Origin of the sequence: Bacteroides sp. D22 (assembly GCF_000163675.1) — a bacterium.
GTDB classification, from domain to species: Bacteria; Bacteroidota; Bacteroidia; order Bacteroidales; family Bacteroidaceae; genus Bacteroides; species Bacteroides xylanisolvens.
The window spans coordinates 20,728-42,936 of record NZ_GG774808.1 but is presented as its reverse complement, the minus strand read 5'-3'; the positions used below and the strand labels follow the sequence as shown (position 1 = coordinate 42,936).

19 protein-coding genes and 1 pseudogene are annotated in these 22,209 nt (G+C 42.1%); 11 read left to right on the top strand and 9 right to left on the bottom strand.

What is annotated here, in order from left to right; genetic code table 11:
- The first annotated feature begins 130 nt into the window (after nt 1-130).
- From HMPREF0106_RS11080 to HMPREF0106_RS11100, 5 genes are all read left to right on the top strand, one after another.
- On the top strand, nt 131-1,306 hold the full coding sequence (locus HMPREF0106_RS11080; protein ID WP_009040174.1) for a sensor histidine kinase: 1,176 nt from the start codon (nt 131-133) through the stop codon (nt 1,304-1,306).
- 90 nt (nt 1,307-1,396) lie between these two features.
- Nucleotides 1,397-4,102 (top strand): calcium-translocating P-type ATPase, PMCA-type, encoded by a 2,706-nt coding sequence (locus HMPREF0106_RS11085; protein ID WP_008644963.1) that lies wholly within the window; start codon nt 1,397-1,399, stop codon nt 4,100-4,102.
- Nucleotides 4,092-4,715, top strand: a complete 624-nt coding sequence (locus tag HMPREF0106_RS11090) for an HAD family hydrolase (protein WP_009040173.1) — start codon at nt 4,092-4,094, stop codon at nt 4,713-4,715. Before HMPREF0106_RS11085 ends, HMPREF0106_RS11090 begins: the two co-directional genes overlap by 11 nt.
- A gap of 10 nt (nt 4,716-4,725) precedes the next feature.
- On the top strand, nt 4,726-5,706 hold the full coding sequence (locus tag HMPREF0106_RS11095) for a bifunctional riboflavin kinase/FAD synthetase (RefSeq protein WP_009040172.1): 981 nt from the start codon (nt 4,726-4,728) through the stop codon (nt 5,704-5,706).
- Nucleotides 5,707-5,845: 139 nt separating this feature from the next.
- Nucleotides 5,846-6,625 carry a CPBP family intramembrane glutamic endopeptidase gene (locus HMPREF0106_RS11100; protein ID WP_009040171.1) on the top strand — a complete coding sequence of 260 codons (780 nt, stop codon included), beginning with the start codon at nt 5,846-5,848 and terminating at the stop codon, nt 6,623-6,625.
- Nucleotides 6,626-6,640: 15 nt separating this feature from the next.
- On the opposite strand, the gene HMPREF0106_RS11105 is transcribed toward HMPREF0106_RS11100, so the two are convergent.
- From HMPREF0106_RS11105 to HMPREF0106_RS11115, 3 genes are all read right to left on the bottom strand, one after another.
- Entirely contained in the window at nt 6,641-7,066 is a 426-nt protein-coding gene (locus tag HMPREF0106_RS11105; RefSeq protein WP_004316653.1) for a SufE family protein, read from the bottom strand.
- A gap of 22 nt (nt 7,067-7,088) precedes the next feature.
- Nucleotides 7,089-8,084: a M20 family metallopeptidase gene (locus HMPREF0106_RS11110; protein WP_004316652.1), complete on the bottom strand. Its 996-nt coding sequence runs from the start codon at nt 8,082-8,084 to the stop codon at nt 7,089-7,091.
- Nucleotides 8,085-8,154: 70 nt separating this feature from the next.
- A complete protein-coding gene (locus tag HMPREF0106_RS11115) occupies nt 8,155-9,063 on the bottom strand; it encodes an LD-carboxypeptidase (protein WP_004316651.1) in 909 nt (302 codons plus the stop codon).
- A 218-nt stretch (nt 9,064-9,281) separates the two neighbouring features.
- On the opposite strand from HMPREF0106_RS11115, the gene HMPREF0106_RS11120 reads away from it, so the two are divergent.
- On the top strand, nt 9,282-10,241 hold the full coding sequence (locus tag HMPREF0106_RS11120) for a phosphate acyltransferase (protein ID WP_009040170.1): 960 nt from the start codon (nt 9,282-9,284) through the stop codon (nt 10,239-10,241).
- 25 nt (nt 10,242-10,266) lie between these two features.
- Complete coding sequence (buk, locus tag HMPREF0106_RS11125; protein ID WP_008026158.1) at nt 10,267-11,328, top strand: butyrate kinase; 1,062 nt, start codon at nt 10,267-10,269, stop codon at nt 11,326-11,328.
- Between the two features lie 147 nt (nt 11,329-11,475).
- Here buk and HMPREF0106_RS11130 read toward each other — a convergent pair whose 3' ends face one another.
- Nucleotides 11,476-13,233 (bottom strand): ATP-binding protein, encoded by a 1,758-nt coding sequence (locus HMPREF0106_RS11130; protein ID WP_009040169.1) that lies wholly within the window; start codon nt 13,231-13,233, stop codon nt 11,476-11,478.
- Between the two features lie 29 nt (nt 13,234-13,262).
- Nucleotides 13,263-13,742 (bottom strand): helix-turn-helix domain-containing protein, encoded by a 480-nt coding sequence (locus HMPREF0106_RS11135; protein ID WP_009040168.1) that lies wholly within the window; start codon nt 13,740-13,742, stop codon nt 13,263-13,265.
- Between the two features lie 219 nt (nt 13,743-13,961).
- Between HMPREF0106_RS11135 and HMPREF0106_RS11140 the strand changes: the two genes are divergently transcribed.
- Nucleotides 13,962-14,225 (top strand): hypothetical protein, encoded by a 264-nt coding sequence (locus HMPREF0106_RS11140; RefSeq protein ID WP_009040167.1) that lies wholly within the window; start codon nt 13,962-13,964, stop codon nt 14,223-14,225.
- 710 nt (nt 14,226-14,935) lie between these two features.
- On the opposite strand, the gene pnp is transcribed toward HMPREF0106_RS11140, so the two are convergent.
- Entirely contained in the window at nt 14,936-17,062 is a 2,127-nt protein-coding gene (pnp, locus tag HMPREF0106_RS11145) for a polyribonucleotide nucleotidyltransferase (RefSeq protein ID WP_004311937.1), read from the bottom strand.
- A gap of 196 nt (nt 17,063-17,258) precedes the next feature.
- Here pnp and HMPREF0106_RS11150 point away from each other — a divergent pair, with 196 nt between their 5' ends.
- From HMPREF0106_RS11150 to HMPREF0106_RS11160, 3 genes are all read left to right on the top strand, one after another.
- The gene (locus tag HMPREF0106_RS11150) at nt 17,259-18,410 is read left to right on the top strand and encodes a TlpA disulfide reductase family protein (RefSeq protein WP_004316642.1); all 1,152 of its coding nucleotides are present in this window, start codon (nt 17,259-17,261) and stop codon (nt 18,408-18,410) included.
- Between the two features lie 181 nt (nt 18,411-18,591).
- Nucleotides 18,592-19,056: a transcription elongation factor GreA gene (greA, locus tag HMPREF0106_RS11155; RefSeq protein WP_032811363.1), complete on the top strand. Its 465-nt coding sequence runs from the start codon at nt 18,592-18,594 to the stop codon at nt 19,054-19,056.
- A 51-nt stretch (nt 19,057-19,107) separates the two neighbouring features.
- On the top strand, nt 19,108-19,500 hold the full coding sequence (locus HMPREF0106_RS11160) for an HIT family protein (protein WP_008026146.1): 393 nt from the start codon (nt 19,108-19,110) through the stop codon (nt 19,498-19,500).
- Nucleotides 19,501-19,636: 136 nt separating this feature from the next.
- On the opposite strand, the gene HMPREF0106_RS11165 is transcribed toward HMPREF0106_RS11160, so the two are convergent.
- From HMPREF0106_RS11165 to HMPREF0106_RS0124765, 3 genes and pseudogenes are all read right to left on the bottom strand, one after another.
- Nucleotides 19,637-20,536, bottom strand: coding sequence for a DMT family transporter (locus tag HMPREF0106_RS11165; protein ID WP_004316636.1), 900 nt, complete (start codon nt 20,534-20,536; stop codon nt 19,637-19,639).
- Nucleotides 20,537-20,539: 3 nt separating this feature from the next.
- Nucleotides 20,540-21,856, bottom strand: coding sequence for an MFS transporter (locus HMPREF0106_RS11170; protein ID WP_009040166.1), 1,317 nt, complete (start codon nt 21,854-21,856; stop codon nt 20,540-20,542).
- Between the two features lie 146 nt (nt 21,857-22,002).
- A pseudogene (locus HMPREF0106_RS0124765) lies at nt 22,003-22,209 on the bottom strand (IS110 family transposase); the annotation flags it as partial.

Below are 22,209 nucleotides of genomic sequence, written 5' to 3'. Positions count from 1 at the left end.
TCTTTGTAGTCATATTATCAAGCTAAAACAACAATATTAAACTATGCTTATAGCACTATTGTCAACTTTAATAGTTTTATGCGCAGTCCTACTAATCAGTTTTTTATGGGAACGTAGGAAATGCTTGCGGATGCAACAACGATTGTTCCGTGAATCCAGAAAGTTGGAACGTACCAGCCATATCGCCGGTGCCGTTTTAAAGAATGTACATGCCTTTATTCTCCTCATAAACAACGATTTTAAAGTACTGAAGACCAACTATTACCAAAAAACCGGAACCAGAAAAGGAACAGAAGAAAAAAGAGTGGGCGACCTGCTGCAATGCCATAACGCATTGGCTGCCGAAGGAGGTTGCGGCACACATAGTTTCTGCGGTTCCTGTCCGATACGTACCGCCATACGTCAGGCCTTCGAACAGAGACGGAACTTCACGGATCTCGAAGCAACTTTATCTGTAGTCACGTCTGATAATACAACTGTGGAATGTGACGCAGTAATATCCGGCTCCTACTTCCTTCTCAATGAAGAAGAGAATATGGTTATCACCGTACATGACGTCACCCGACGGAAACAGGCCGAAAATGAATTGAGACTAGCCAAAGAAAAAGCTGAAAAAGCGGATATTTCAAAATCTGCCTTTTTAGCTAATATGAGCCATGAGATCCGTACTCCTCTCAACGCTATTACCGGATTTGCAGAAGTATTAGGCAGCGCAAATACCGAAGAGGAAAAGGCTCAATACCAGGAAATCATAAAAATGAATGCTGATCTTCTGATGCAGTTGGTCAACGACATTCTGGATATGTCTAAAATCGAAGCCGGAACCTTGGAATTTGTACAGACAACGGTGGACGTCAATCTATTGCTTTCAGATTTACAACAACTTTTCCAGATGAGAGTCAATGAAGCCGGAGAAAATATACAAATTATAGCAGAACCGTCTCGTTCATCATGCATGATTCAAACGGATCGCAACCGGGTGGCACAGGTGCTTTCCAACTTTGCTGGCAACGCCATTAAATTCACCCATGAAGGTAGTATCCGCATCGGATATGAGGCAAGAGATACTGAACTTTACTTTTATGTAAAAGATACCGGAGCCGGAATTCCGGCAGAAAAACTACCGGATGTCTTCGAGCGCTTTGTGAAACTGAACAAAGATAAGAAAGGAGCCGGACTGGGACTCTCTATTTCTCAAACCATTGTCGCCAAACTAGGCGGTCAGATCGGTGCAGATTCCGTAGAAGGTGAAGGTTCTACATTCTGGTTTACAATTCCTTATCGCACATGTGGTAAACCACGATAACAAATTCGACTTCATAAAAAGTTTTAATTAAACAATTTATCACAATTTTATGTTGTATTTTTGCGGTTCAAACTAAACGCATGTATCTGCATGAGTACAAATAAAAATGACTATTATCATTTAGGACTTACGGATGACGAAGTCCTACAAAGCAGGGAGAAAAATGGTATTAACCTGTTAACACCTCCCAAGCGTCCTTCCCTCTGGAAACTTTATCTGGAAAAATTTGAAGACCCGGTTGTACGCGTACTGTTAGTAGCAGCCGTATTCTCGTTAATCATTTCTATCATCGAAAACGAATACGCTGAAACAATCGGAATTATAGCAGCTATCTTACTGGCTACCGGAATCGGTTTCTTTTTCGAATATGATGCCAGCAAAAAGTTTGATCTGCTGAATGCAGTCAATGAAGAAACATTGGTAAAAGTGATCCGAAACGGACGTGTACAGGAAATTCCCCGCAAAGACATAGTGGTAGGTGATATTGTAATTCTGGAAACCGGTGAAGAAATTCCTGCCGATGGAGAATTACTGGAAGCCATCTCTTTGCAAGTAAACGAATCTAATCTGACAGGCGAACCCGTTATTAATAAAACAACTGTAGAAGCTGACTTTGATGAAGAGGCAACTTATGCTTCCAATCTGGTGATGCGTGGAACGACAGTGGTGGACGGTCATGGCACCATGCGCGTGCTGCATGTGGGAGATGCTACTGAAATCGGGAAAGTAGCCCGACAAAGTACGGAAGACAATCTCGAACCTACTCCGCTGAACATACAATTGACCAAACTCGCAAACCTCATCGGAAAGATTGGTTTTACCGTTGCCGGTCTCGCTTTCCTTATTTTCTTTGTCAAAGACGTATTGTTATTCTTTGATTTCGGTTCACTGAACGGATGGCATGAGTGGCTTCCTGTTTTCGAACGGACACTGAAATATTTTATGATGGCAGTTACGCTGATTGTAGTAGCTGTGCCTGAAGGATTGCCAATGAGTGTTACGCTTAGTCTGGCATTGAATATGCGCCGCATGCTTTCCACCAACAATCTGGTGCGGAAAATGCACGCTTGCGAAACAATGGGAGCCATCACCGTGATTTGTACGGATAAAACCGGTACACTGACTCAAAACCTCATGCAAGTGCACGAGCCTAATTTTTACGGCATCAAAAATGGCAGTGTTTTGTCCGATGATGATATCAGCACACTCATTGCAGAAGGAATAAGCGCTAACTCAACCGCTTTCCTCGAAGAGTCAACGACCGGTGAGAAGCCGAAAGGCGTAGGAAATCCAACCGAAGTGGCTTTATTGCTCTGGCTTAACAAACAGGGAAAAAATTATCTGGAACTTCGCGAGAAAGCACATATCCTCGACCAACTCACTTTCTCTACCGAACGGAAATTCATGGCAACCCTTGTTGAGTCGCCACTGATCGGGAAAAAAATACTCTATATAAAAGGAGCCCCGGAAATTGTTTTGGGCAAGTGTAAAGAAGTTGTCTTGGACGGACGACGAGTGGACGCCGTAGAATATCGTTCCACAGTAGAAGCACAACTGTTGGGCTATCAGAATATGGCTATGCGCACACTTGGATTTGCATTCAAGATTGTCGGAGAAAATGAGCCAAACGATTGTACGGAACTGGTTTCAGCCAACGACCTGAATTTCTTGGGAGTAGTTGCCATCTCCGACCCGATTCGTCCGGACGTACCTGCTGCGGTTGCTAAATGCCAGTCCGCAGGTATCGGCATCAAGATCGTGACCGGTGATACTCCGGGAACTGCAACGGAAATCGCACGTCAGATAGGTCTTTGGAACCCCGAAACAGATACCGAACGAAATCGAATCACTGGTGTTGCATTTGCCGAATTGAGCGATGAAGAAGCATTGGATAGAGTGATGGATTTAAAAATCATGTCCCGCGCCCGTCCGACTGACAAGCAACGTCTGGTGCAGCTGCTTCAGCAAAAAGGAGCAGTCGTAGCCGTAACCGGAGACGGAACCAACGACGCCCCGGCTTTGAATCATGCCCAAGTAGGTTTGTCAATGGGTACAGGTACTTCTGTTGCCAAAGAGGCCAGCGATATTACCCTGCTCGACGACTCCTTCAACAGTATCGGAACTGCCGTTATGTGGGGACGCTCCCTGTATAAGAATATCCAGCGTTTCATTGTTTTCCAGCTGACGATCAACTTCGTAGCACTGCTCATTGTCTTGTTAGGTTCTGTGATCGGTACGGAACTTCCGCTGACTGTAACACAAATGTTATGGGTGAACCTGATTATGGACACTTTTGCCGCTTTGGCACTTGCTTCCATTCCACCCAGCGAAACCGTGATGCTTGAGAAACCCCGTCGAAGCACTGATTTTATTATCAGTAAGGCAATGCGGTCTAATATATTAGGTGTGGGCTCCATCTTCCTCATCGTACTGCTCGGAATGATTTATTATTTCGACCACAGCACGGAAGGTATGGATATACACAACCTGACCATTTTCTTCACCTTCTTTGTCATGCTGCAATTTTGGAATCTGTTCAATGCCCGTGTATTCGGCACTACCGATTCGGCATTCAAGGGACTTTCCAAATCGTATGGTATGGAACTTATTGTATTGGCTATTCTTGCCGGACAATTCCTGATCGTACAGTTCGGTGGAGCTGTATTCCGTACGGAGCCGCTCAACTGGCAAACCTGGCTTCTTATTATAGGCGTTTCGTCCACGGTGTTATGGGTTGGAGAACTTATTCGCCTTGTTCAACGTATTATTCACAAAAAAAACAGAAATGAAAAGTAAAGGAATAAAAAACCTTCTTATTGATTTGGGTGGTGTACTTATCAATCTCGACCGCCAACGTTGCATTGAGAACTTTCAGAAATTAGGGCTCCGGAACGTGGAGGACCTACTGGATATCCATAATCCGAACGGACTCCTGATGCAACAGGAAAAAGGATTGATTACACCCGCCGAATTCCGTGACGGAGTTCGTCAGATGATAGGCAAAGCAGTGAGCGACACACAAATAGATGCAGCCTGGAATAGTTTTTTAGTAGACATACCGACACACAAACTTGATTTATTATTAAAATTACGTGAGAAATATGTCGTCTATTTATTGAGCAATACCAACCAAATCCACTGGGACTGGACATGTATTCACCTGTTTCCCTACCGCACATTTAGGGTGGAAGACTATTTTGAGAAAACATATCTCTCTTTTGAAATGAAAATGGCCAAGCCCGAACCGGAGATCTTCAAGGCAATCATAGAGGATGCCGGTATCGAGCCGAAAGAAACACTCTTCATCGATGATTCCGAGATGAACTGTAAGGCAGCGCAAAATTTAGGAATTATCACTTATACAGCAAAAGCAGGCGAAGACTGGAGCCATCTTTTCAACAGCAAATAATTTTAGAGATATGCAGATTATACGTGACACATCGGCTATTAACCCGGAACCCAGTGTAGCTACCATCGGTTTTTTTGATGGAGTACATGCAGGACATCGCTATCTGATTCAGCAAGTGAAAGAGATAGCCGCCGCCAAAGGTCTACGCTCTGCATTAGTTACTTTCCCCGTTCATCCCCGCAAAGTGATGAATGTGGATTACCGTCCGGAACTTCTGACTACCCCGGAAGAAAAAATAAGTCTGCTTGCAGACATCGGGGTAGACTACTGCCTGATGCTTGATTTCACCCCGGAAGTTTCCCGGCTTACCGCCCGGGAGTTCATGACACAGCTGTTAAAAGAACGCTATCAGGTAAAATACCTGGTTATCGGCTATGACCATCGTTTCGGGCACAACCGCAGCGAAGGCTTCGAGGATTATGTACGCTACGGAAAAGAAATTGGCATAGAAGTGATCCGCGCCAAAGCATATACCAGCAATATAGAAATAGAGAACGTACCCAATGTTCCGGTAAGTTCTTCCCTGATCCGCAAACTTCTTCATCAAGGAGAAGTAGACCTGGCTGCCGACTGCCTGAAATATGAATATTTCCTGGACGGAATAGTAGTAGGCGGCTATCAGGTAGGCCGCAAAATAGGTTTTCCAACGGCCAATTTAAGCGTGGATGATCCTGATAAACTGATCCCCGCGGATGGTGTATATGCCGTATGGGTGACATTCGATAAAAAAACATATATGGGGATGCTGAACATAGGTGTCCGCCCGACGATTGATAATGGGCCCAACCGGACCATTGAGGTGAATATCCTTCACTTCCATTCGGACATATACGATAAATTCATCCGGCTTACTTTTGTAAAACGGACGCGTCCCGAACTGAAATTCTCCAGTATCGACGAGTTAATAGTGCAACTCCATAAAGATGCAGAAGAGACAGAAGCTATTCTTCTTGCCAGCAAGGCAGGCAGTAACAGCAGAGAAACAAAATAAATAATACAATAACCGAACAATAATAATTTAAAAATAGATTCTTATGCAAAAGTCATTTATGAGCATCTCTTTGGTGGTAATAGCTATTTCAATGTTAGCTATGTTTATCTATAGTTGCTTTACAACTAACTAAAGACCAATGAAAACGGCTATCAAACTGATATTAATAGACCTTCTCATTGCGCAGATTGTCGCCCCTATCCTGATTACGATTCCCTGTACGATCTATTTGTTAGTCACCACAGGAGATTTGGATAAGGTTGCTCTGACGCAAATGATTATGATTCCGGCCCAATTAGCCGGTCAGATTATGATGGGTATTTATCTATGGAAAGCCGGCTATATCAGTAAAAAGAAAGCGACATGGTCGCCTGTATCAGTGCCATTCCTAATTTGTAGCGGGCTGGCTATTCTCACCGCTGGCTTTCTGGTATCTGCACTTATGGGACTGCTAGACTGGATACCCAACATCATGGAGCAATCTTTCGACATTCTTCAATCCGGTTGGGGCGGTATTCTTGCAATAGCTATCATCGGTCCTGTACTTGAAGAAATCTTGTTTCGCGGAGCAATCACCCGAGCTTTACTTCAACAATATAATCCGACTAAAGCCATTCTGATTTCCGCGCTTCTGTTCGGCGTCTTTCATATAAATCCGGCCCAGATCCTTCCGGCATTTCTAATCGGTATCCTGCTGGCATGGACTTATTACAAAACAGGTAGCCTGATACCGTGTATACTCATGCACGTGCTCAATAACTCGCTATCCGTATATCTTAGTATTAAATATCCCGAAGCCGAAAATATGGATGACCTGATTAACGGCACCCCGTATCTCGTCGCTCTGTTCGGTTCAGTCCTGCTACTTATCTGCACCATACTGACCATGAACAATCTGACTTCCAGAAAGCAACCATAAAAAAAGGGAAGTTTTTCACTTCCCCTCTTTTGCTTTGAATGCCAATGCATACATTCGTATTTGTTTCACCATCGACAGCAAACCATTGCTACGCGTTGGCGACAGATGCTCTTTCAGCCCAATCTTGTCTATAAAATAAAGATCTGTATTCAAGATTTCATCAGGAGTATGTCCTGAAAGGACTTTAATCAATAAGGCAATAATTCCTTTGACTATCAAAGCATCACTTTCCGCTTTAAAAACGATTTTACCATCTACATCATCCGCTTGAAGCCACACCCTACTTTGGCATCCCTCAATCAGATTTTGTTCCGTCTTATATTTTTCTTCAAGTGGTTCCTGCTCATTTCCCAAGTCAATAAGTAGTTGATAACGGTCCATCCAATCGTCGAAGTCACTGAATTCTGCAATCACTTCGTCCTGTAATTCATTAATTGACATTATAAATAATTATTTAATCCTGTTATTTCTCATTATAGATCACTTCCAATACCGTCTGGCCTACTGCTTTCAATGTATTCTTATCTATATGCTCCATATTGTCATTGACGGTATGCCATGTCGGAGTAAAGTCACCCTCCTGATTATATGGAATAATATCGATTGTTTTAATACGTGCCAAGCGATTAATGAACAGATGGTCATCGGTAACAAATCCTCCGTTACCATCCATGAACGTCTTTCCGTTGCCAATCTTCTTCGCCGCTTTCCAGACTTTCTTATTTATATCGGGAGCAAACTCTTCAGAATATCCCTCTTTCATAAACACGCTGCCTTCACCCCCTACCATATCGAGCAAGATGCCAAAACGTGCATTATATCCCTGTACATGAGGATTGCGTGCCCAATACTGTGATCCGAGACACCAGAATTCCTCTTTATGCTGCCCCGTATAGAACTGCGGCGCACCATAATCCTCTGCATCCAGCAAAATAATATCGATACCTAACTCCGGTTGTTGCTGATTGACCAAGCGAGCTATTTCCAATAAAGCCCCTACACCACTGGCACCATCATTGGCACCCAAAATCGGAGTATTATGATTCTTCTCGTCAGGATCGTTATCAGCCCATGGACGTGTATCCCAGTGTGCAAACAGAGCGATTCGTTTTTTGCTTTCCGGCTTATAAGAACCGATAATGTTTCTCGCTTTCAACAGAGTTCCGTCATAAGCAATTAAATCTGCATATTGATTAGTCACTTGAGCACCGAAAGCCTCCAACTGACCGGCAAGGTAATTGCCACAGGCAACATGTTCTTTTGTATTAGGAACACGAGGTCCGAAATCTACCTGATTCTTTACATACAAATAAGCACTATCCGCATCAAATTGAGGTACATTCACTGCTGTCTCTTCGCTTTGTTCACTCGTACTATTTGCCTTATTACCTCCTCCGCAAGAGAATGCTGATAATAACAAAAAGGCACTCATTAATACTATCATAGTTTTCTTTTTCATCGTCCTTTCATCTATTAGGGCTTCAAAATTAGTTATTTTCATCACAGCATCGTTCAGATGGAATGGTTTATTAACATATAAACTTCAGTTCCACATTTTTCTTTCCGACCACAAGTTCCACTTTTGCGCCGTTTATAAGCGGCAGATTATGAGTCACGTGTCCTACCGGAAAATTAAAGCAGACCGGATAATCATACTCTTTTACTAAATCCGCCAAAGCTGCATACAATTCCTTACCCAACGAACAGTCTTCTTCATATTCCGTAAATTGGCCGATAATCAGTCCGGACAGTTTTTCAAGTACGCCTCCCAATTTCAAATTATACATCATACGCTCGATGGCATGCGGACGTTCGCTGACATCTTCAATAAACAGTATCGTCCCTTCTGCCGGAATATCGTATGGAGTTCCCCGCAAACCGTATGCTACCGCCATATTACCACCATGCAAAACGCCTTGTGCAGTCCCCTGCTTATTCAGTTTGTGCTTCTCGCACGTATAAGAAGGGATATTCCCAAATAAGATATCCTTCAGATAGTTCGTACAAAGATCATCTTCCGGTTCTACCGTAAGATGACGGGCCATCAACGAATGTAGAGAAGCATATCCATTTTTCTGAAACAGATTGTGCAACGCTGTTATATCGCTAAAACCCAGTAACCATTTCGGATGTTCATGAAAAGCCGTAAAATCAATTTTATCAATCAAATGTACCACCCCGTACCCTCCGCGACTACACAGAATAGCTTTCACCTCAGGGTCGTCCATCGCGTCCTGCAAATCTTTCAGCCGTTGCCTGATTGTTCCGGCATATCTCCCGGATGAACTTCCGGCATATTTTCCCATAGCCACTTTCAAGCCCCATGATTCTATCCGTTTCTTGGCGCCTTTCAGAAATTGTTGGTCTATCTTACTCGAAGGTGATACAATAACCACTTTATCACCTTTCTGCAAAAAGGGAGGAAATTGAATATCCATATATATTCTTATTTAATTGACTTTCGTTGATAAAATACCAGACTGCCCGGATGCATTTGTTTTCATCTGCAAAAATACAGGAAAAAACGGTTCCATGCACATCCAACAGTCAAAACAAATGAAATATAGCAAAATGTTACATAACGGATGCATTTTTTTCGGGTTATAATCGTTATTTTTTCAATCATTTTTCTGATATTTGCTAAAAATCTAACGTTATGGAACCTATTCTAAATTTTGCCCAGCTAACGGCCCATCTCAAAAAACTAAACCATAGAAAACGAATTGCCGTGGTCTGTGCCAACGATCCTAACACAGAGTATGCCATCTCTCGTGCGCTGGAAGAGGGAATTGCAGAATTTCTTATGATTGGAGATTCTACAATTCTGAAGAAATATCCCACGCTCAAACAATATCCCGAATATATAAAAACTATCCATATCGAAAATCCGGACGAAGCGGCACGCGAGGCTGTCCGTATCGTTCGCGAAGGGGGAGCCGATATTTTGATGAAAGGGATTATCAATACAGACAACTTACTGCACGCCATACTTGACAAAGAAAAAGGGTTGTTGCCGAAAGGAAAAATCCTCACGCATTTGGCAGTGATGGAAATTCCTACTTATCATAAACTGCTTTTCTTTTCGGATGCTGCGGTCATTCCGCGTCCCACGCTACAACAACGCATAGAGATGATTTGGTATGCTATCTGTACCTGCCGCCACTTTGGCATCGAGCAGCCGCGTGTCGCCTTGATTCACTGTACGGAAAAAGTGAGTGCCAAGTTCCCTCATTCATTAGATTATGTGAATATCGTAGAGCTTGCCGAAGCAGGAGAATTCGGAAATGTGATTATTGACGGCCCGCTGGATGTACGTACTGCGTGCGAACAGGCAAGTGGTGATATTAAAGGGATTGTATCTCCTATCAACGGACAGGCAGACGTACTGATATTCCCGAACATCGAATCGGGCAATGCATTCTACAAATCTGTCTCCCTGTTTGCAAAGGCAGAAATGGCAGGATTACTGCAAGGTCCTATTTGTCCTGTAGTACTTCCGTCACGTAGCGATTCCGGCTTGTCCAAATATTATAGCATTGCGATGGCATGCTTACAAGTGTCAGGAGATTGCGAGTGCAGAAAACAGGCCAGTCAGGTCACCAACTTATCATTCTAAATTCACCATTTAAAACTCACCATTCATGAAAATACTGGTTATCAACCCCGGCTCAACTTCTACAAAGATTGCGGTTTACGAAAACGAGACTCCATTGTTTATCAGCAATATAAAACATTCCGTAGAAGAGCTGTCTGCGTTTCCCGAGGTAATAGATCAGTTTGAATTCCGGAAAAATCTGGTATTACAAGAATTGGAGAATAACAAGATTCCTTTTTCTTTTGACGCAATCATCGGACGCGGAGGTTTGGTGAAACCGATACCGGGCGGAGTGTATGAGGTGAACGATGCCATGAAACGTGATACAGTGCATGCCATGCGTACCCATGCCTGCAACTTAGGAGGACTGATTGCCAGCGAACTGGCCGCCACCCTACCCGATTGCCCGGCTTTCATCGCTGATCCGGGAGTGGTGGATGAACTGGAAGATATAGCCCGCATTACAGGTTCTCCGTTAATGCCGAAAATTACCATCTGGCACGCCTTGAACCAAAAAGCAATCGCGCGGCGTTTCGCCAAAGAACAAGGGACGCAATATGAAGATTTGGATTTAATCATCTGCCATTTAGGAGGAGGTATTTCTGTCGCAGTCCATCACCATGGAAGAGCCATCGACGCCAACAATGCGTTGGATGGTGAAGGCCCTTTCTCACCGGAACGCGCCGGCACACTTCCTGCCGGTCAACTGATCGACCTTTGTTTTAGCGGTCAGCATACCAAAGACGAATTGAAGAAACGTATCTCCGGACGTGCCGGATTGACTGCTCATTTAGGTACGACCGATGTGCCTGCCATCATCCAATCGATAGAAGAAGGAGATAAAAAGGCGGAACTGATACTGGACGCCATGATTTATAATGTTGCAAAAGCGATAGGCGCCAGTGCTACTGTACTTTGCGGGAAAGTAGATGCTATCCTCCTGACAGGAGGAATCGCTTATTCGGACTATGTGGTTTCAAGGCTGAAAAAAAGAATCTCTTTCCTGGCTCCCATCTATGTTTATCCGGGAGAGAATGAAATGGAGTCGTTAGCTTTTAACGCCATAGGAGCATTGAAAGGAGAATTGCCGATACAAGTTTACAAGTAACATAAACTATTGATTTATCGATTCTATCGGTTTCACCTTATTTTACTCTATACTTTTACCTGCTATCTCCTTATTTCTCAGCATTTCAAGAATTAGGTAAAATGGATGAACCGCAAACCTTGTAGTAACATTTATGGTACTTATTTCTTAAGAAAGAGTTACTTCTTCCAACAAGGCAAGCTCCCAGCTACGCCAAACAATAGTAATTAACTTCAGTTCACCTTTCGCCTTGGCTTCTGCCACCAGCTCATCTTCACTATAACGAAGTAACTGTTCGCGCGCCTCATCAGCAAGGGCACGTATTTCTTTTTCCGAAGCACCGGCTTTTGCATATTTCACCTCAAGCAGATAGGTGAAAGGAGGAAGTACGGGAACCGACAGACTAGGTTTGAAGAAGAAATCTGCAAAGCCTTTATTCAATTCGTATTCCGGATAAAGTTGATAATAACGATACATTCCTAAATAAGCAAGCAAGAAGCCTTTAATGTGCGCTTCACCTTCAATATATTCACGGATACGGCTTTGCTCACGAACAGCGTTGGCGATAAAATCGAACAAAGGTTTCCAGTCTCCTCTGAAAGCCATATTCTCAAATAAAGCACTCATCTTGTTCATGTCTATTTTAAAGATATCATGCTTGATGTAGCCTTGTATCAAAAAGTTAAAAAGCTGCTCTCTTACAACTAAATTCGGTACATGCAGGATGGGTCTTCCCACCATATCTACACCTTTGATGGAAAGAAGTCCGAAATAGAATAATAAAGACTTGAAATTACTGGGGTCCGTCATCTCCAATGCAGAGAAATGAGTAACGATGTCAGTAATAATCTCTCCTTGCTCGGCTATTTCCTTTATAACAGAAAAATTCTCTCCCAATCCATGATCTAATTTTATCAAGTATGCCAACTTGTTAAAGTCAGTGCGAATGTTAGGGTCTACAATTTCTTTAGGCTTTTTATGATGAAGAACAAAAGATTTCAGAAAATAAAGTGCCATGTCAGAATTAAACATACACTGTTCCAATGTATCTTCACTAAAGCAATAATTGTCATAATTGGGTTTCATCATGGCAACTATTTCATCTATAGATTCTTGAAGCACTCCCTGCTCTTTATAATATGTCAACATCTCACGCAATTCTTTCTCACTGAATCCAACCAAATCATTAAACCATGAATCATTTGTGATATTGGTTCCGATGTTAAAGCCACTAGTTACATCATCCATCGTCACCGGACTCACTCCGGTAATAAACAACCGTTCAAGAGCAGCTCCGGTTCCGGTAGTGGCAGATTTTATCACGTTAAAGAAGCCACGAATAAAACCTTCGCCATGCGTTGCTTTTCTGTAAAACTCCGTACCGTAAGTTGAAAGAATGGTATTGGTGAAATTATCGTATTCATCAATAAGTAAATAAATACGAATATTTTTCTTACGGGTAGCATAGGAATTAATCGCAGACAGAAAAGCACCGGGTTCTTCTTGTATTTTCTCATCAAGAACATCCCAAATTTCTTTTCCCAATAAATCTTCATACTTAAAGACAAAATCTTTAAGTTTGCTACAACAATGCAGCTTAAACGATAGCTCTACTTCATTGACATTGGAACTCACTTCCGAAAAATTAAATCGCATGATGAGAAACTGATTGTGAAGCTTCGTCGGATGCTGACCTATGTATAGCTGACCAAACAACTCGTCAAACTGTTCAGCATGATTTACGTCATAATAGGCCTCTAACATAGCCAAAGTCAGACTCTTCCCAAATCTACGGGGACGTATCAGAAACAGATAAGGCGGTTGCATCTCTATTTTTTCAATGAACATTGTCTTATCTACATAATAATAATTCTCTTTCTGAATTCGGCTAAAATCAGTTATTCCGTAAGGTATTTGTTTCATCATATTGCGATTCCTTTCAATTTATCTGTCTCTTATTTCTGCAGACTTTTTTCAATATTCTGCAAACGGCGTTCTAATGCTGCATACTTTTCATCCTTTTCTTTTAAAAGACGCTCGTAGAGTTCAGTGATTTTGTCGATAGGATTGAAGTTGTTTACCCGATTATCATTACTACTGTCAGTATCTTCGGTATAGGATTTCACAGTACCAATATTAATCTTTGCTCCACCTGTATTTTGCTCCGAATCATTCACCGTATTATTTTCAAACACCACCGTCTGTGCATCCTCCTCCAAAGTCTTGAGATAATCGAAAGGGACATTCAATGCACGCGCAAAGCGTTGCAACATCTCATCATCAATCACCTTCATCTTCTCATATTTAGAAACAGCAGGTTGTGAGAGATGTACTAATTCACTCAAACCCTCCTGGTTCATATTCTTTTCAATACGGGTACGACGTATATTGCGTCCGTGATGGACTCTCCCAATTGTCAATTCTTCTGTTTCCATTTTTATTTTCTTTCTTTTTAAAATCCAACAAATATACAAATGAAAAGTTTCGCTCGAAGCAAATATACGAAAAAAACGAATAGATGTGATAATATGGATAAAATGAATATTACAACCTGACAAATAGAATAAAATGAATACTTCAAACAGCGTATAATGTGTTAAATTATCACGAACTTTACCGCACGAAAGGACAACAAAACAAAAGAGCTTACGAACATGAAAAGAATATTAACAAATAAAGAATACAGGTTCATAAAAGAGCTCAAAGAATTGATGACTAAATACAATGCAGTGATCTCTACAGATGCACAAGGAAAAATTGAGATTGTTGTGAATGAAGACGACGAATCATTTGATTTTGAAACAGAAAGCACGATCTATTTAGGAGAATGTTTTTCGGATAATGAGCTAAATGAATTACTGGAAAAGAACTTAGCACACATAATACGAATAAAAGAGGAGTATAAAACAAACTTGTAAACGGATTTATATAATTGAAAAATCATTAATCCAAATTTCTATATAAACACCCCACCAGATTTCTTTAGAACCAACGGCCTCTTCCTTTTAAAGGAAGGGGCCGTTCCTTTAAAAGGAGTGAAGCTTTGGTTTTAAAGCAAGAAAAACGACCTTATTAACAGGTATATTTGCCTGTATCATAAACTTTTTAAATAAAAAAGCTCTTTCAAAGAAATTTTTCTCATATCTTTGCGACGTGTTAAGTTAATAAATTGATTAAGGTCGATTTTTGACTGTTTCGAATCGGGAAGTATGGGGGGTACTTTCCGATTCTTTTTTTGGGGAGGATATAATAAGGTGTCTTTCATCTTTTTAAAGGTTTTAATAAACTGGATAAATCTAATATATACTAACTCTATATATAAAACAGTTCAACTCCGGAGGATACTAATAAGAAATCTTATTTTTTTAAGATATACAGAAATCATCTCCTGTAAAACATAGTTTTAGGCGGAAACCTCATTCTTGTTTCATAAACGAACTATTTCACCACAGAGGACACGGAGGACATAGAGTTTTCAGAGTTCTAGTTTAGAGATAATTATAACCTCTGTGTCCTCTGCGTCCTCTGTGGTGAAAAGGCTAAAAGAAGTATGCTGATAGAAAAAAAGAAGGCTGTTTCAAAATTAAATTTGAAACAGCCTTCATTATATATAGAAGTTATCGCTTTCTTACTTCTTTTCCGGTCTTGGCAACAAAACCTTTCTTGAAAGTTTGAATTTGCCAGTTTTCGGATCGATATCAATCAGTTTTACCTCGATTTCATCACCTTCTTTGATTCCGGCTTCTTCTACTGTTTCCAGACGTTTCCAGTCAATTTCGGAGATGTGCAGCAAACCATCCTTGCCCGGCAAGAATTCGATAAATGCACCATAAGGCATAATAGAACGAACTTTACCTTTATAAACTTCGCCTACTTCAGGAACAGCAACGATTGCTTTAATCATGCGCATTGCATCATCAATACATTTCTTGTTTGTTCCGGAAACTTCGATGCGTCCCATACCATCAATTTCTTCGATAGTAATCACAGCACCAGTTTCTTCCTGCATACCTTGGATGATCTTTCCACCAGGGCCAATCACAGCACCGATGAATTCTTTAGGAATTGTCATCGTTTCGATACGTGGAGCATGTTCTTTCAGGTCGGCACGTGGTTCAGCAATTGTTTCAGTAATCTTATTAAGGATATGCATACGTCCTTCTTTAGCCTGGTTCAAAGCACGTTCCAGAATGTCGTAAGACAGACCGTCTACCTTGATATCCATCTGTGTAGCAGTGATACCGTCTTTTGTTCCGGTCACCTTGAAGTCCATATCTCCCAAGTGGTCTTCGTCACCCAGGATATCAGACAATACAGCATATTTTTCTTCGCCCGGGTTCTTAATCAATCCCATAGCGATACCCGATACCGGTTTCTTGATCTTCACACCTGCGTCCATCAATGCCAATGTGCCGGCACATACGGTAGCCATAGAAGAAGAACCGTTAGATTCGAGGATATCTGAAACCACACGTACTACATACGGATAGTCAGCAGGAATCTGTCCTTTCAAAGCACGCCAAGCCAAGTGACCGTGACCGATTTCACGACGGCCTACACCACGTTGTGCTTTTGCTTCGCCTGTAGAGAAAGGAGGGAAGTTATAATGTAACAAGAAACGTTCTTTTCCGTGTTCCAAAACATCGTCGATAATCTTCTCATCCAGTTTTGTACCCAGAGTAACAGAAGTCAATGACTGTGTTTCACCACGAGTAAAGATAGCAGATCCGTGAGGGCCAGGCAGAGGACCTACTTCACACCAGATCGGGCGGATTTCAGTAGTCTTACGACCATCCAGACGCTTACCTTCGTCCAAAATAGAACGGCGCATAGCTTCTTTTTCTACATCGTGGTAGTAACGGTCGATCAATGCAGCCTTTTCGTCCAACTCTTCTTCAGAGAATTGAGCCTTGAATTCTTCGCGGATCGCTTCGAAAGCAGCAAAACGTTCGTGTTTGTTATTGTTTCCGGAAGCGGCAACTGCGTAAGCCTTGTCGTAACATGCTTCGCGAACAGCCTTGCGCAAGTCTTCGTCGTTTACTTCGTGGTTGTATTCACGTTTTACAGTTTTTCCAACCTCTTCAGTCAACTCCATCTGCGCTTTGCAATGAATCTTGATAGCTTCGTGAGCCACTTTCATTGCTTCCAGCAATTCAGCTTCGGATACTTCATGCATTTCACCTTCTACCATCATGATGTTCTCATAAGTAGCGGCTACCATCAAGTCCATGTCAGCTTTTTCCAGTTGTTCAAAAGTAGGATTGATAACGAACTGACCGTCGATACGCGCTACACGCACTTCAGAGATCGGTCCGTTGAAAGGAATATCTGAAACGGCAAGTGCTGCAGAAGCGGCAAGTCCTGCCAATGCATCCGGCATATCCACACCATCAGCAGAAAAGAGGATGATGTTCACATATACCTCTGCGTGATAATTATCGGGGAATAAAGGACGGAGAGCACGGTCTACAAGACGGCAAGTCAGAATCTCATAATCAGAAGCTCTACCTTCTCGCTTGGTGAAACCACCAGGGAAACGGCCGAATGCCGCAAATTTTTCTTTGTACTCTACCTGTAAAGGCATAAAATCTGTTCCGGGAACTGCATCTTTAGCGGCACAAACAGTAGCTAACAACATGGTGTTGCCCATGCGAAGCATTACAGAACCGTCTGCCTGTTTTGCCAACTTTCCCGTCTCGAGTGTGATGGTTCTTCCATCAGGTAACTCGATTGTCTTAACAATTGGGTTAATCATAAAAATTGTTTTATCTATACTTTTTCTTTCAAAATTCCTGCAAAGATATACATTTATCGTGGTAATCAGGTGGAAATGAGGTAAAAAGTTAGTGGTGAACTGATTTTTTTTCAAAATTAGGATGAAGAACCCGGCAAAATGCTTTGACTAATCTCGAAAAGAAGTATATTTGCATCTCGTTAATAACACACACTATATGAAAAAGGTTACTTTTGCAGCGCTCGCCGCACTTACTATTACTGCTTGTAGTTCCGGCCCTAAATTCCAGGTGAACGGGGATGTATCAGGAGCCGACGGTAAAATGCTTTATCTCGAAGCTTCCGGTCTGGAAGGTATTGTTCCGCTCGATTCAGTGAAGCTGAAGGGGGAAGGTACATTCAGTTTCAAGCAGCCTCGTCCCGAATCACCCGAATTTTATCGTTTGCGGATTGACGACAAAATCATCAATTTTTCTGTAGATTCTATCGAAACGATTCAGATCAAAGCTCCGTATGTGGATTTCTCCACTACTTACACGGTGGAAGGTTCGGAAAACAGCAACAAGATAAAAGAGCTGACGCTGAAGCAGATCCGCCTTCAAAAAGAGGTGGACGACTTGCTGGCAGCTTTACGCAGTAACAGAATGGGGCATGATGTATTTGAAGACAGTCTGGCAACGTTGCTCAACAATTACAAGGAAGATGTCAAAGTGAACTATATTTTCGCTGCTCCCAACACGGCAGCCGCTTACTTTGCCCTGTTCCAGAAACTCAATAATTATCTGATATTCGATCCGTTGAACAATAAAGATGATGTGAAATGCTTCGCTGCTGTTGCTACGAGCCTCAACAATGCGTTCCCTCATGCCGTACGTTCCAAGAACCTTTATAATATTGTAATTAAGGGGATGAAGAACACGCGCCAGCCACAGGCAAAAGCATTGGAGATTCCTCAAGAGAAAATAGTGGAAACCGGCATTATCGACATCGCCCTGCGTGACGTGAAAGGAAATGTGCGCAAACTGACCGACCTGAAAGGAAAAGTCGTATTGCTCGATTTCTCTGTATTCCAGTCGCCTGCCGGTTCTCCTCACAACCTGATGCTTCGCGAACTATATAATGAATACGCAAAACAAGGACTGGAAATATACCAGGTATCTCTCGATGCGGACGAACACTACTGGAAAACTGCGGCAGACAACCTTCCCTGGGTTTGTGTACGCGATGGAAACGGAGTGTATTCTACCAACGTAGCTGTATATAATGTTCGTCAAGTTCCATCTATCTTTTTGATTAACCGTAACAACGAATTGAAGCTTCGCGGCGAAGATATCAAGGATTTGGAAGCAGCTGTCAAGTCATTGCTCTAAGTTGTTATAATTTAGCATATTTCATTTAAATATGTTACATAGCATCTTTTTTCACTTGACACGTATCACTTAAAAGTCTATCTTTGCAAAGAAATAATGATAAGAGGGTTCCAACATGGCTCATGTTGGAATTCTTTTTTGTTTATATGACCATTTAAAACAATTAAAGGAGGAAAACATCATGGCTTATATGTCAGAAGAAGGTTACAAGAAACTGATGGCGGAACTGAAGGAACTGGAAACAGTGGAACGCCCGAAGATCTCTGCGGCAATAGCCGAAGCCAGAGATAAAGGAGACTTGTCGGAAAATGCAGAATACGATGCCGCCAAAGAGGCGCAGGGTATGCTTGAAATGCGCATCAACAAATTGAAAGCTACCATTGCAGACGCAAAAATCATTGATGAATCTAAGCTGAAAACAGATTCTGTACAGATTTTAAATAAAGTGGAACTGAAGAATGTAAAGAACGGTATGAAGATGACTTATACCATCGTTTCCGAAAGTGAAGCTAACCTGAAGGAAGGAAAGATTTCCGTTAACACTCCGATTGCACAAGGTCTGCTTGGCAAGAAGGTGGGTGATGTAGCCGAAATCACTGTTCCACAAGGTAAAATTGCATTGGAAGTAGTAAACATATCAATTTAACGTAAAGGCAGGTCTCCTTGTGGGGCTTGCCTTCATTTATCAATAAAAGTTATGGCAACAATATTCAGTAGAATCATCGCAGGCGAAATCCCCTGCTACAAGGTGGCGGAAAACGAAAAGTTTTTTGCGTTTCTCGATATCAATCCGTTGGTAAAGGGACACACATTGGTGGTGCCCAAACAGGAAGTAGACTATATTTTCGATTTGAGCGATGAGGACCTGGCTGCTATGCATGTATTTGCAAAGAAAGTGGCCCGTGCCATTGAAAAAGCTTTCCCCTGTAAAAAGGTGGGCGAAGCGGTTATCGGACTGGAAGTTCCTCATGCACATATTCATTTAATTCCTATTCAAAAGGAATCGGATATGTTGTTCTCGAATCCGAAACTGAAATTGTCGGATGAAGAATTCAAGTCCATAGCACAAGCAATCAACTCCTCTCTATAAAACATGATGATGAAATAAGCAAGAGCGTTCTGTGAAGGACGCTCTTTTTTTGTTCCATGCCTTGAAACAAAGTGTTCCTCGGTGTGAAACGAAGTGTTCCTCACCGAGGAACAACCTGTTCCACACCGAGAAACTTTTATCGCTCCTTACTTTCGGCAACTTCTACCAAATAAACTCCGATACAGATAAAAATAATGGCAAACGTCTGCGTCCAGCTAAAACGGTCTTGTCCCAAAGCAAGGGAGGCAATAGTTGCCACAATCAGAATCAGATAACCATAAATGGCAACCACCGTTGTCTTCAGATATTTCAAACCGACAGGCAACAACATATAACTGATAGTGGTCGGGAAAATCAATACGAACATCAGGATAAGGAAAGGTGTCCAATGGAACGGCATGGAGAATACCGGAGCATCAAATCCCGTAATGAACGTTACTATTATAGCAGATACAGCAGCACCGGAAAAAGTATAGCGCAACATGGTTATTGCTCCGATGGCAGTCAAGATACGCTGACTAAGAATCAGATAGACAGCATATACCACAGAGCTAAGAAGACAAAGCATATTTCCCGTGAAAGCATCGGACGCCAAATCATCGCTTTGCTGGGTTAAAATACAAACCAATGCTCCTATCAGACCGATAGAAATTCCTATTATTTTTTTTGTGGTCGCCTTCTCCTTATAAAAGAATATCATCATGAGAAAAACCCAAATAGGCTGGAGACTGGTAAAAATAGAACTGGAAACAGGAGTCGTTTTACTCAATCCGGCCAGGTAAAGAAACATAAAGCCATAAAGTCCCAAGGCCCCCAACAGGAAAAGGAGCCATTTATCTTTGGCGGATGATTTTTCCGGAGGCATAAACCACCCGATTACCCAAAAGGCTGCTGCTGCAAACGTGCAGCGAAGGGTTGCTCCTGTCAGCGGACTCATCCACAAAGGCAGAAGATACTTCAGGGCATTCATATTTAACCCGCTAAAAACTTTCGAGACGGCCATGCTAAGATTGGCTTCCAGTTTCTTATTCTTCATTTTTTATTTCAATTGGTCGTTAAACAAAAAGGTATGACGGCGCCGATATGCCCAGAAAAGAGTGACAACAGTAATCAGCAGATTAAAGATAAACGGAAACTCTTGCGATTGGGTATGGAATACCCACTGGAAAAAATCGACGATAAAGGGATAGAGCAAAATAGCCAGGTAGTTCATCATCATCACAAATGCCAAAGCTAATGTGGTCTTTTGCGGTAATGCGGTCTGCGTGGTCTTGTCATAAAGCATGGGCTGGATAATGCCATACCCTAAACCGACCAGAATACACCCGGGAATAATCAACCACTCTATCGGAGCTATCCAGATTAATAATAGTCCCAATGCCATCGACAACAGGCTATATGCCTTCGTACGTTCTTTAAGCAAGCCTACAATTTTATCCAGACAGAAGCCCGGAGCCGTGATAGCCAGGAAGAAAAGCGAAATCATCAGTCCGGAATTACCACTGGAGAAATGATGCTTTTCCATTAAGAAAGGCAGATTGAAGATCACTACTATTACGATATATGTAATCACCCCATAGAAAAGCATCAGTTCTATCAGATGCTTGATGTGAATACCATATTTACTGCCTCCAATGTCTATGGCAGACTGTCGGGCAGCTTTGCTGTCGTCCGCTGAACTCGTCTCCGGCACAGTCACCGTCGCCGCATTCGCAGTTGCTACATTTGCCGCCGTAGTAGTAGTAGTATCAGACGAAGAAGATGCCGTTAAAGCGGCTTCTCCGGACCGGTCTTCTTTCAAATGTCCCACCAGCAGAATGGAAACCAACGGAAGAAGATAAACAAGAAAAGGCAGGTGCCAACTGACTTCTGCCAGATAGCCCGTCACGGCAGTTGCTATCACTAACGTAAAATTAGTTATGGCCGAACTCAACCCGAACTGTTTCACCCGATAAGTTCCCACAAAATATCTGGAAACCAATCCGGTAGACAAAGGGATAATAAGTCCGGACCCGATGCCGAGCAGAGCACTAACCACAATCAACTGCCACATTCGATTGGATATCAGATACAGAACACCGCTTGCGGCAAAAAGCCAGAGTCCGACTTTCAATACACGGACATAATCGACTTTCTCCGTCAGTTTACCACCCAGCAATATAAAAGGTATGATGAGCAATGATGGCAGTGATGTTAACATCTGTATGTCCAGATCCGTAGCTTTCGGAAATATCTTTGTAAGGTCACCCAATATAGGTGAAACAGCGAGTCCCGGCAATGAAGTCAATGCCGAAATAGACCAAATGGCAATTAAAGTGATAAGAGGAATTGTTCCTCGTCCCGTCTGTATCTTCATAATGCTTATTCGTTAAAAGTTTAGGTTTGAAGAAAACAATAGTCGCTTTATAAAGTTCATTTATTCACCACAGAATTCTAAGACCTATGCAAATAATAGGCCTATAAAAAACAGTTAAAGAAATTAAACGGGCTATTTCAGTCCGTTTACTTTTTGTAAGTCATTAACTCCACAAAGGGTGTTCCCCTTTTGACCACAGCAAACATTCTTCCTACTAGTTTAAACTTGACTGCATTTAGCACTACTCCATAAGCTTTCCCTTCCTTCCTTTTCCTTTCATAATACTCTTTCATTTCCTTATCCCATACAATCGCTGAATTAGCAGCTTGTGAAAGATCCGCTTTCAATAGTTT

Excerpts from the sequence above, each read along its gene's own strand:
- greA (WP_032811363.1), top strand. The coding sequence starts at position 18,592 with ATGGCTTATATGTCAGAAGAAGGTTACAAGAAACTGATGGCGGAACTG.
- HMPREF0106_RS11110 (WP_004316652.1), bottom strand. The coding sequence starts at position 8,084 with ATGAAAAAGAAAACTATGATAGTATTAATGAGTGCCTTTTTGTTATTA.
- buk (WP_008026158.1), top strand. The coding sequence starts at position 10,267 with ATGAAAATACTGGTTATCAACCCCGGCTCAACTTCTACAAAGATTGCG.
- HMPREF0106_RS11090 (WP_009040173.1), top strand. The coding sequence starts at position 4,092 with ATGAAAAGTAAAGGAATAAAAAACCTTCTTATTGATTTGGGTGGTGTA.
- HMPREF0106_RS11140 (WP_009040167.1), top strand. The coding sequence starts at position 13,962 with ATGAAAAGAATATTAACAAATAAAGAATACAGGTTCATAAAAGAGCTC.
- HMPREF0106_RS11095 (WP_009040172.1), top strand. The coding sequence starts at position 4,726 with ATGCAGATTATACGTGACACATCGGCTATTAACCCGGAACCCAGTGTA.
- HMPREF0106_RS11160 (WP_008026146.1), top strand. The coding sequence starts at position 19,108 with ATGGCAACAATATTCAGTAGAATCATCGCAGGCGAAATCCCCTGCTAC.
- HMPREF0106_RS11165 (WP_004316636.1), bottom strand. The coding sequence starts at position 20,536 with ATGAAGAATAAGAAACTGGAAGCCAATCTTAGCATGGCCGTCTCGAAA.
- HMPREF0106_RS11135 (WP_009040168.1), bottom strand. The coding sequence starts at position 13,742 with ATGGAAACAGAAGAATTGACAATTGGGAGAGTCCATCACGGACGCAAT.
- pnp (WP_004311937.1), bottom strand. The coding sequence starts at position 17,062 with ATGATTAACCCAATTGTTAAGACAATCGAGTTACCTGATGGAAGAACC.
- HMPREF0106_RS11085 (WP_008644963.1), top strand. The coding sequence starts at position 1,397 with ATGAGTACAAATAAAAATGACTATTATCATTTAGGACTTACGGATGAC.
- HMPREF0106_RS11170 (WP_009040166.1), bottom strand. The coding sequence starts at position 21,856 with ATGAAGATACAGACGGGACGAGGAACAATTCCTCTTATCACTTTAATT.
- HMPREF0106_RS11130 (WP_009040169.1), bottom strand. The coding sequence starts at position 13,233 with ATGATGAAACAAATACCTTACGGAATAACTGATTTTAGCCGAATTCAG.
- HMPREF0106_RS11080 (WP_009040174.1), top strand. The coding sequence starts at position 131 with ATGCAACAACGATTGTTCCGTGAATCCAGAAAGTTGGAACGTACCAGC.
- HMPREF0106_RS11100 (WP_009040171.1), top strand. The coding sequence starts at position 5,846 with ATGAAAACGGCTATCAAACTGATATTAATAGACCTTCTCATTGCGCAG.
- HMPREF0106_RS11115 (WP_004316651.1), bottom strand. The coding sequence starts at position 9,063 with ATGGATATTCAATTTCCTCCCTTTTTGCAGAAAGGTGATAAAGTGGTT.
- HMPREF0106_RS11150 (WP_004316642.1), top strand. The coding sequence starts at position 17,259 with ATGAAAAAGGTTACTTTTGCAGCGCTCGCCGCACTTACTATTACTGCT.
- HMPREF0106_RS11105 (WP_004316653.1), bottom strand. The coding sequence starts at position 7,066 with ATGTCAATTAATGAATTACAGGACGAAGTGATTGCAGAATTCAGTGAC.
- HMPREF0106_RS11120 (WP_009040170.1), top strand. The coding sequence starts at position 9,282 with ATGGAACCTATTCTAAATTTTGCCCAGCTAACGGCCCATCTCAAAAAA.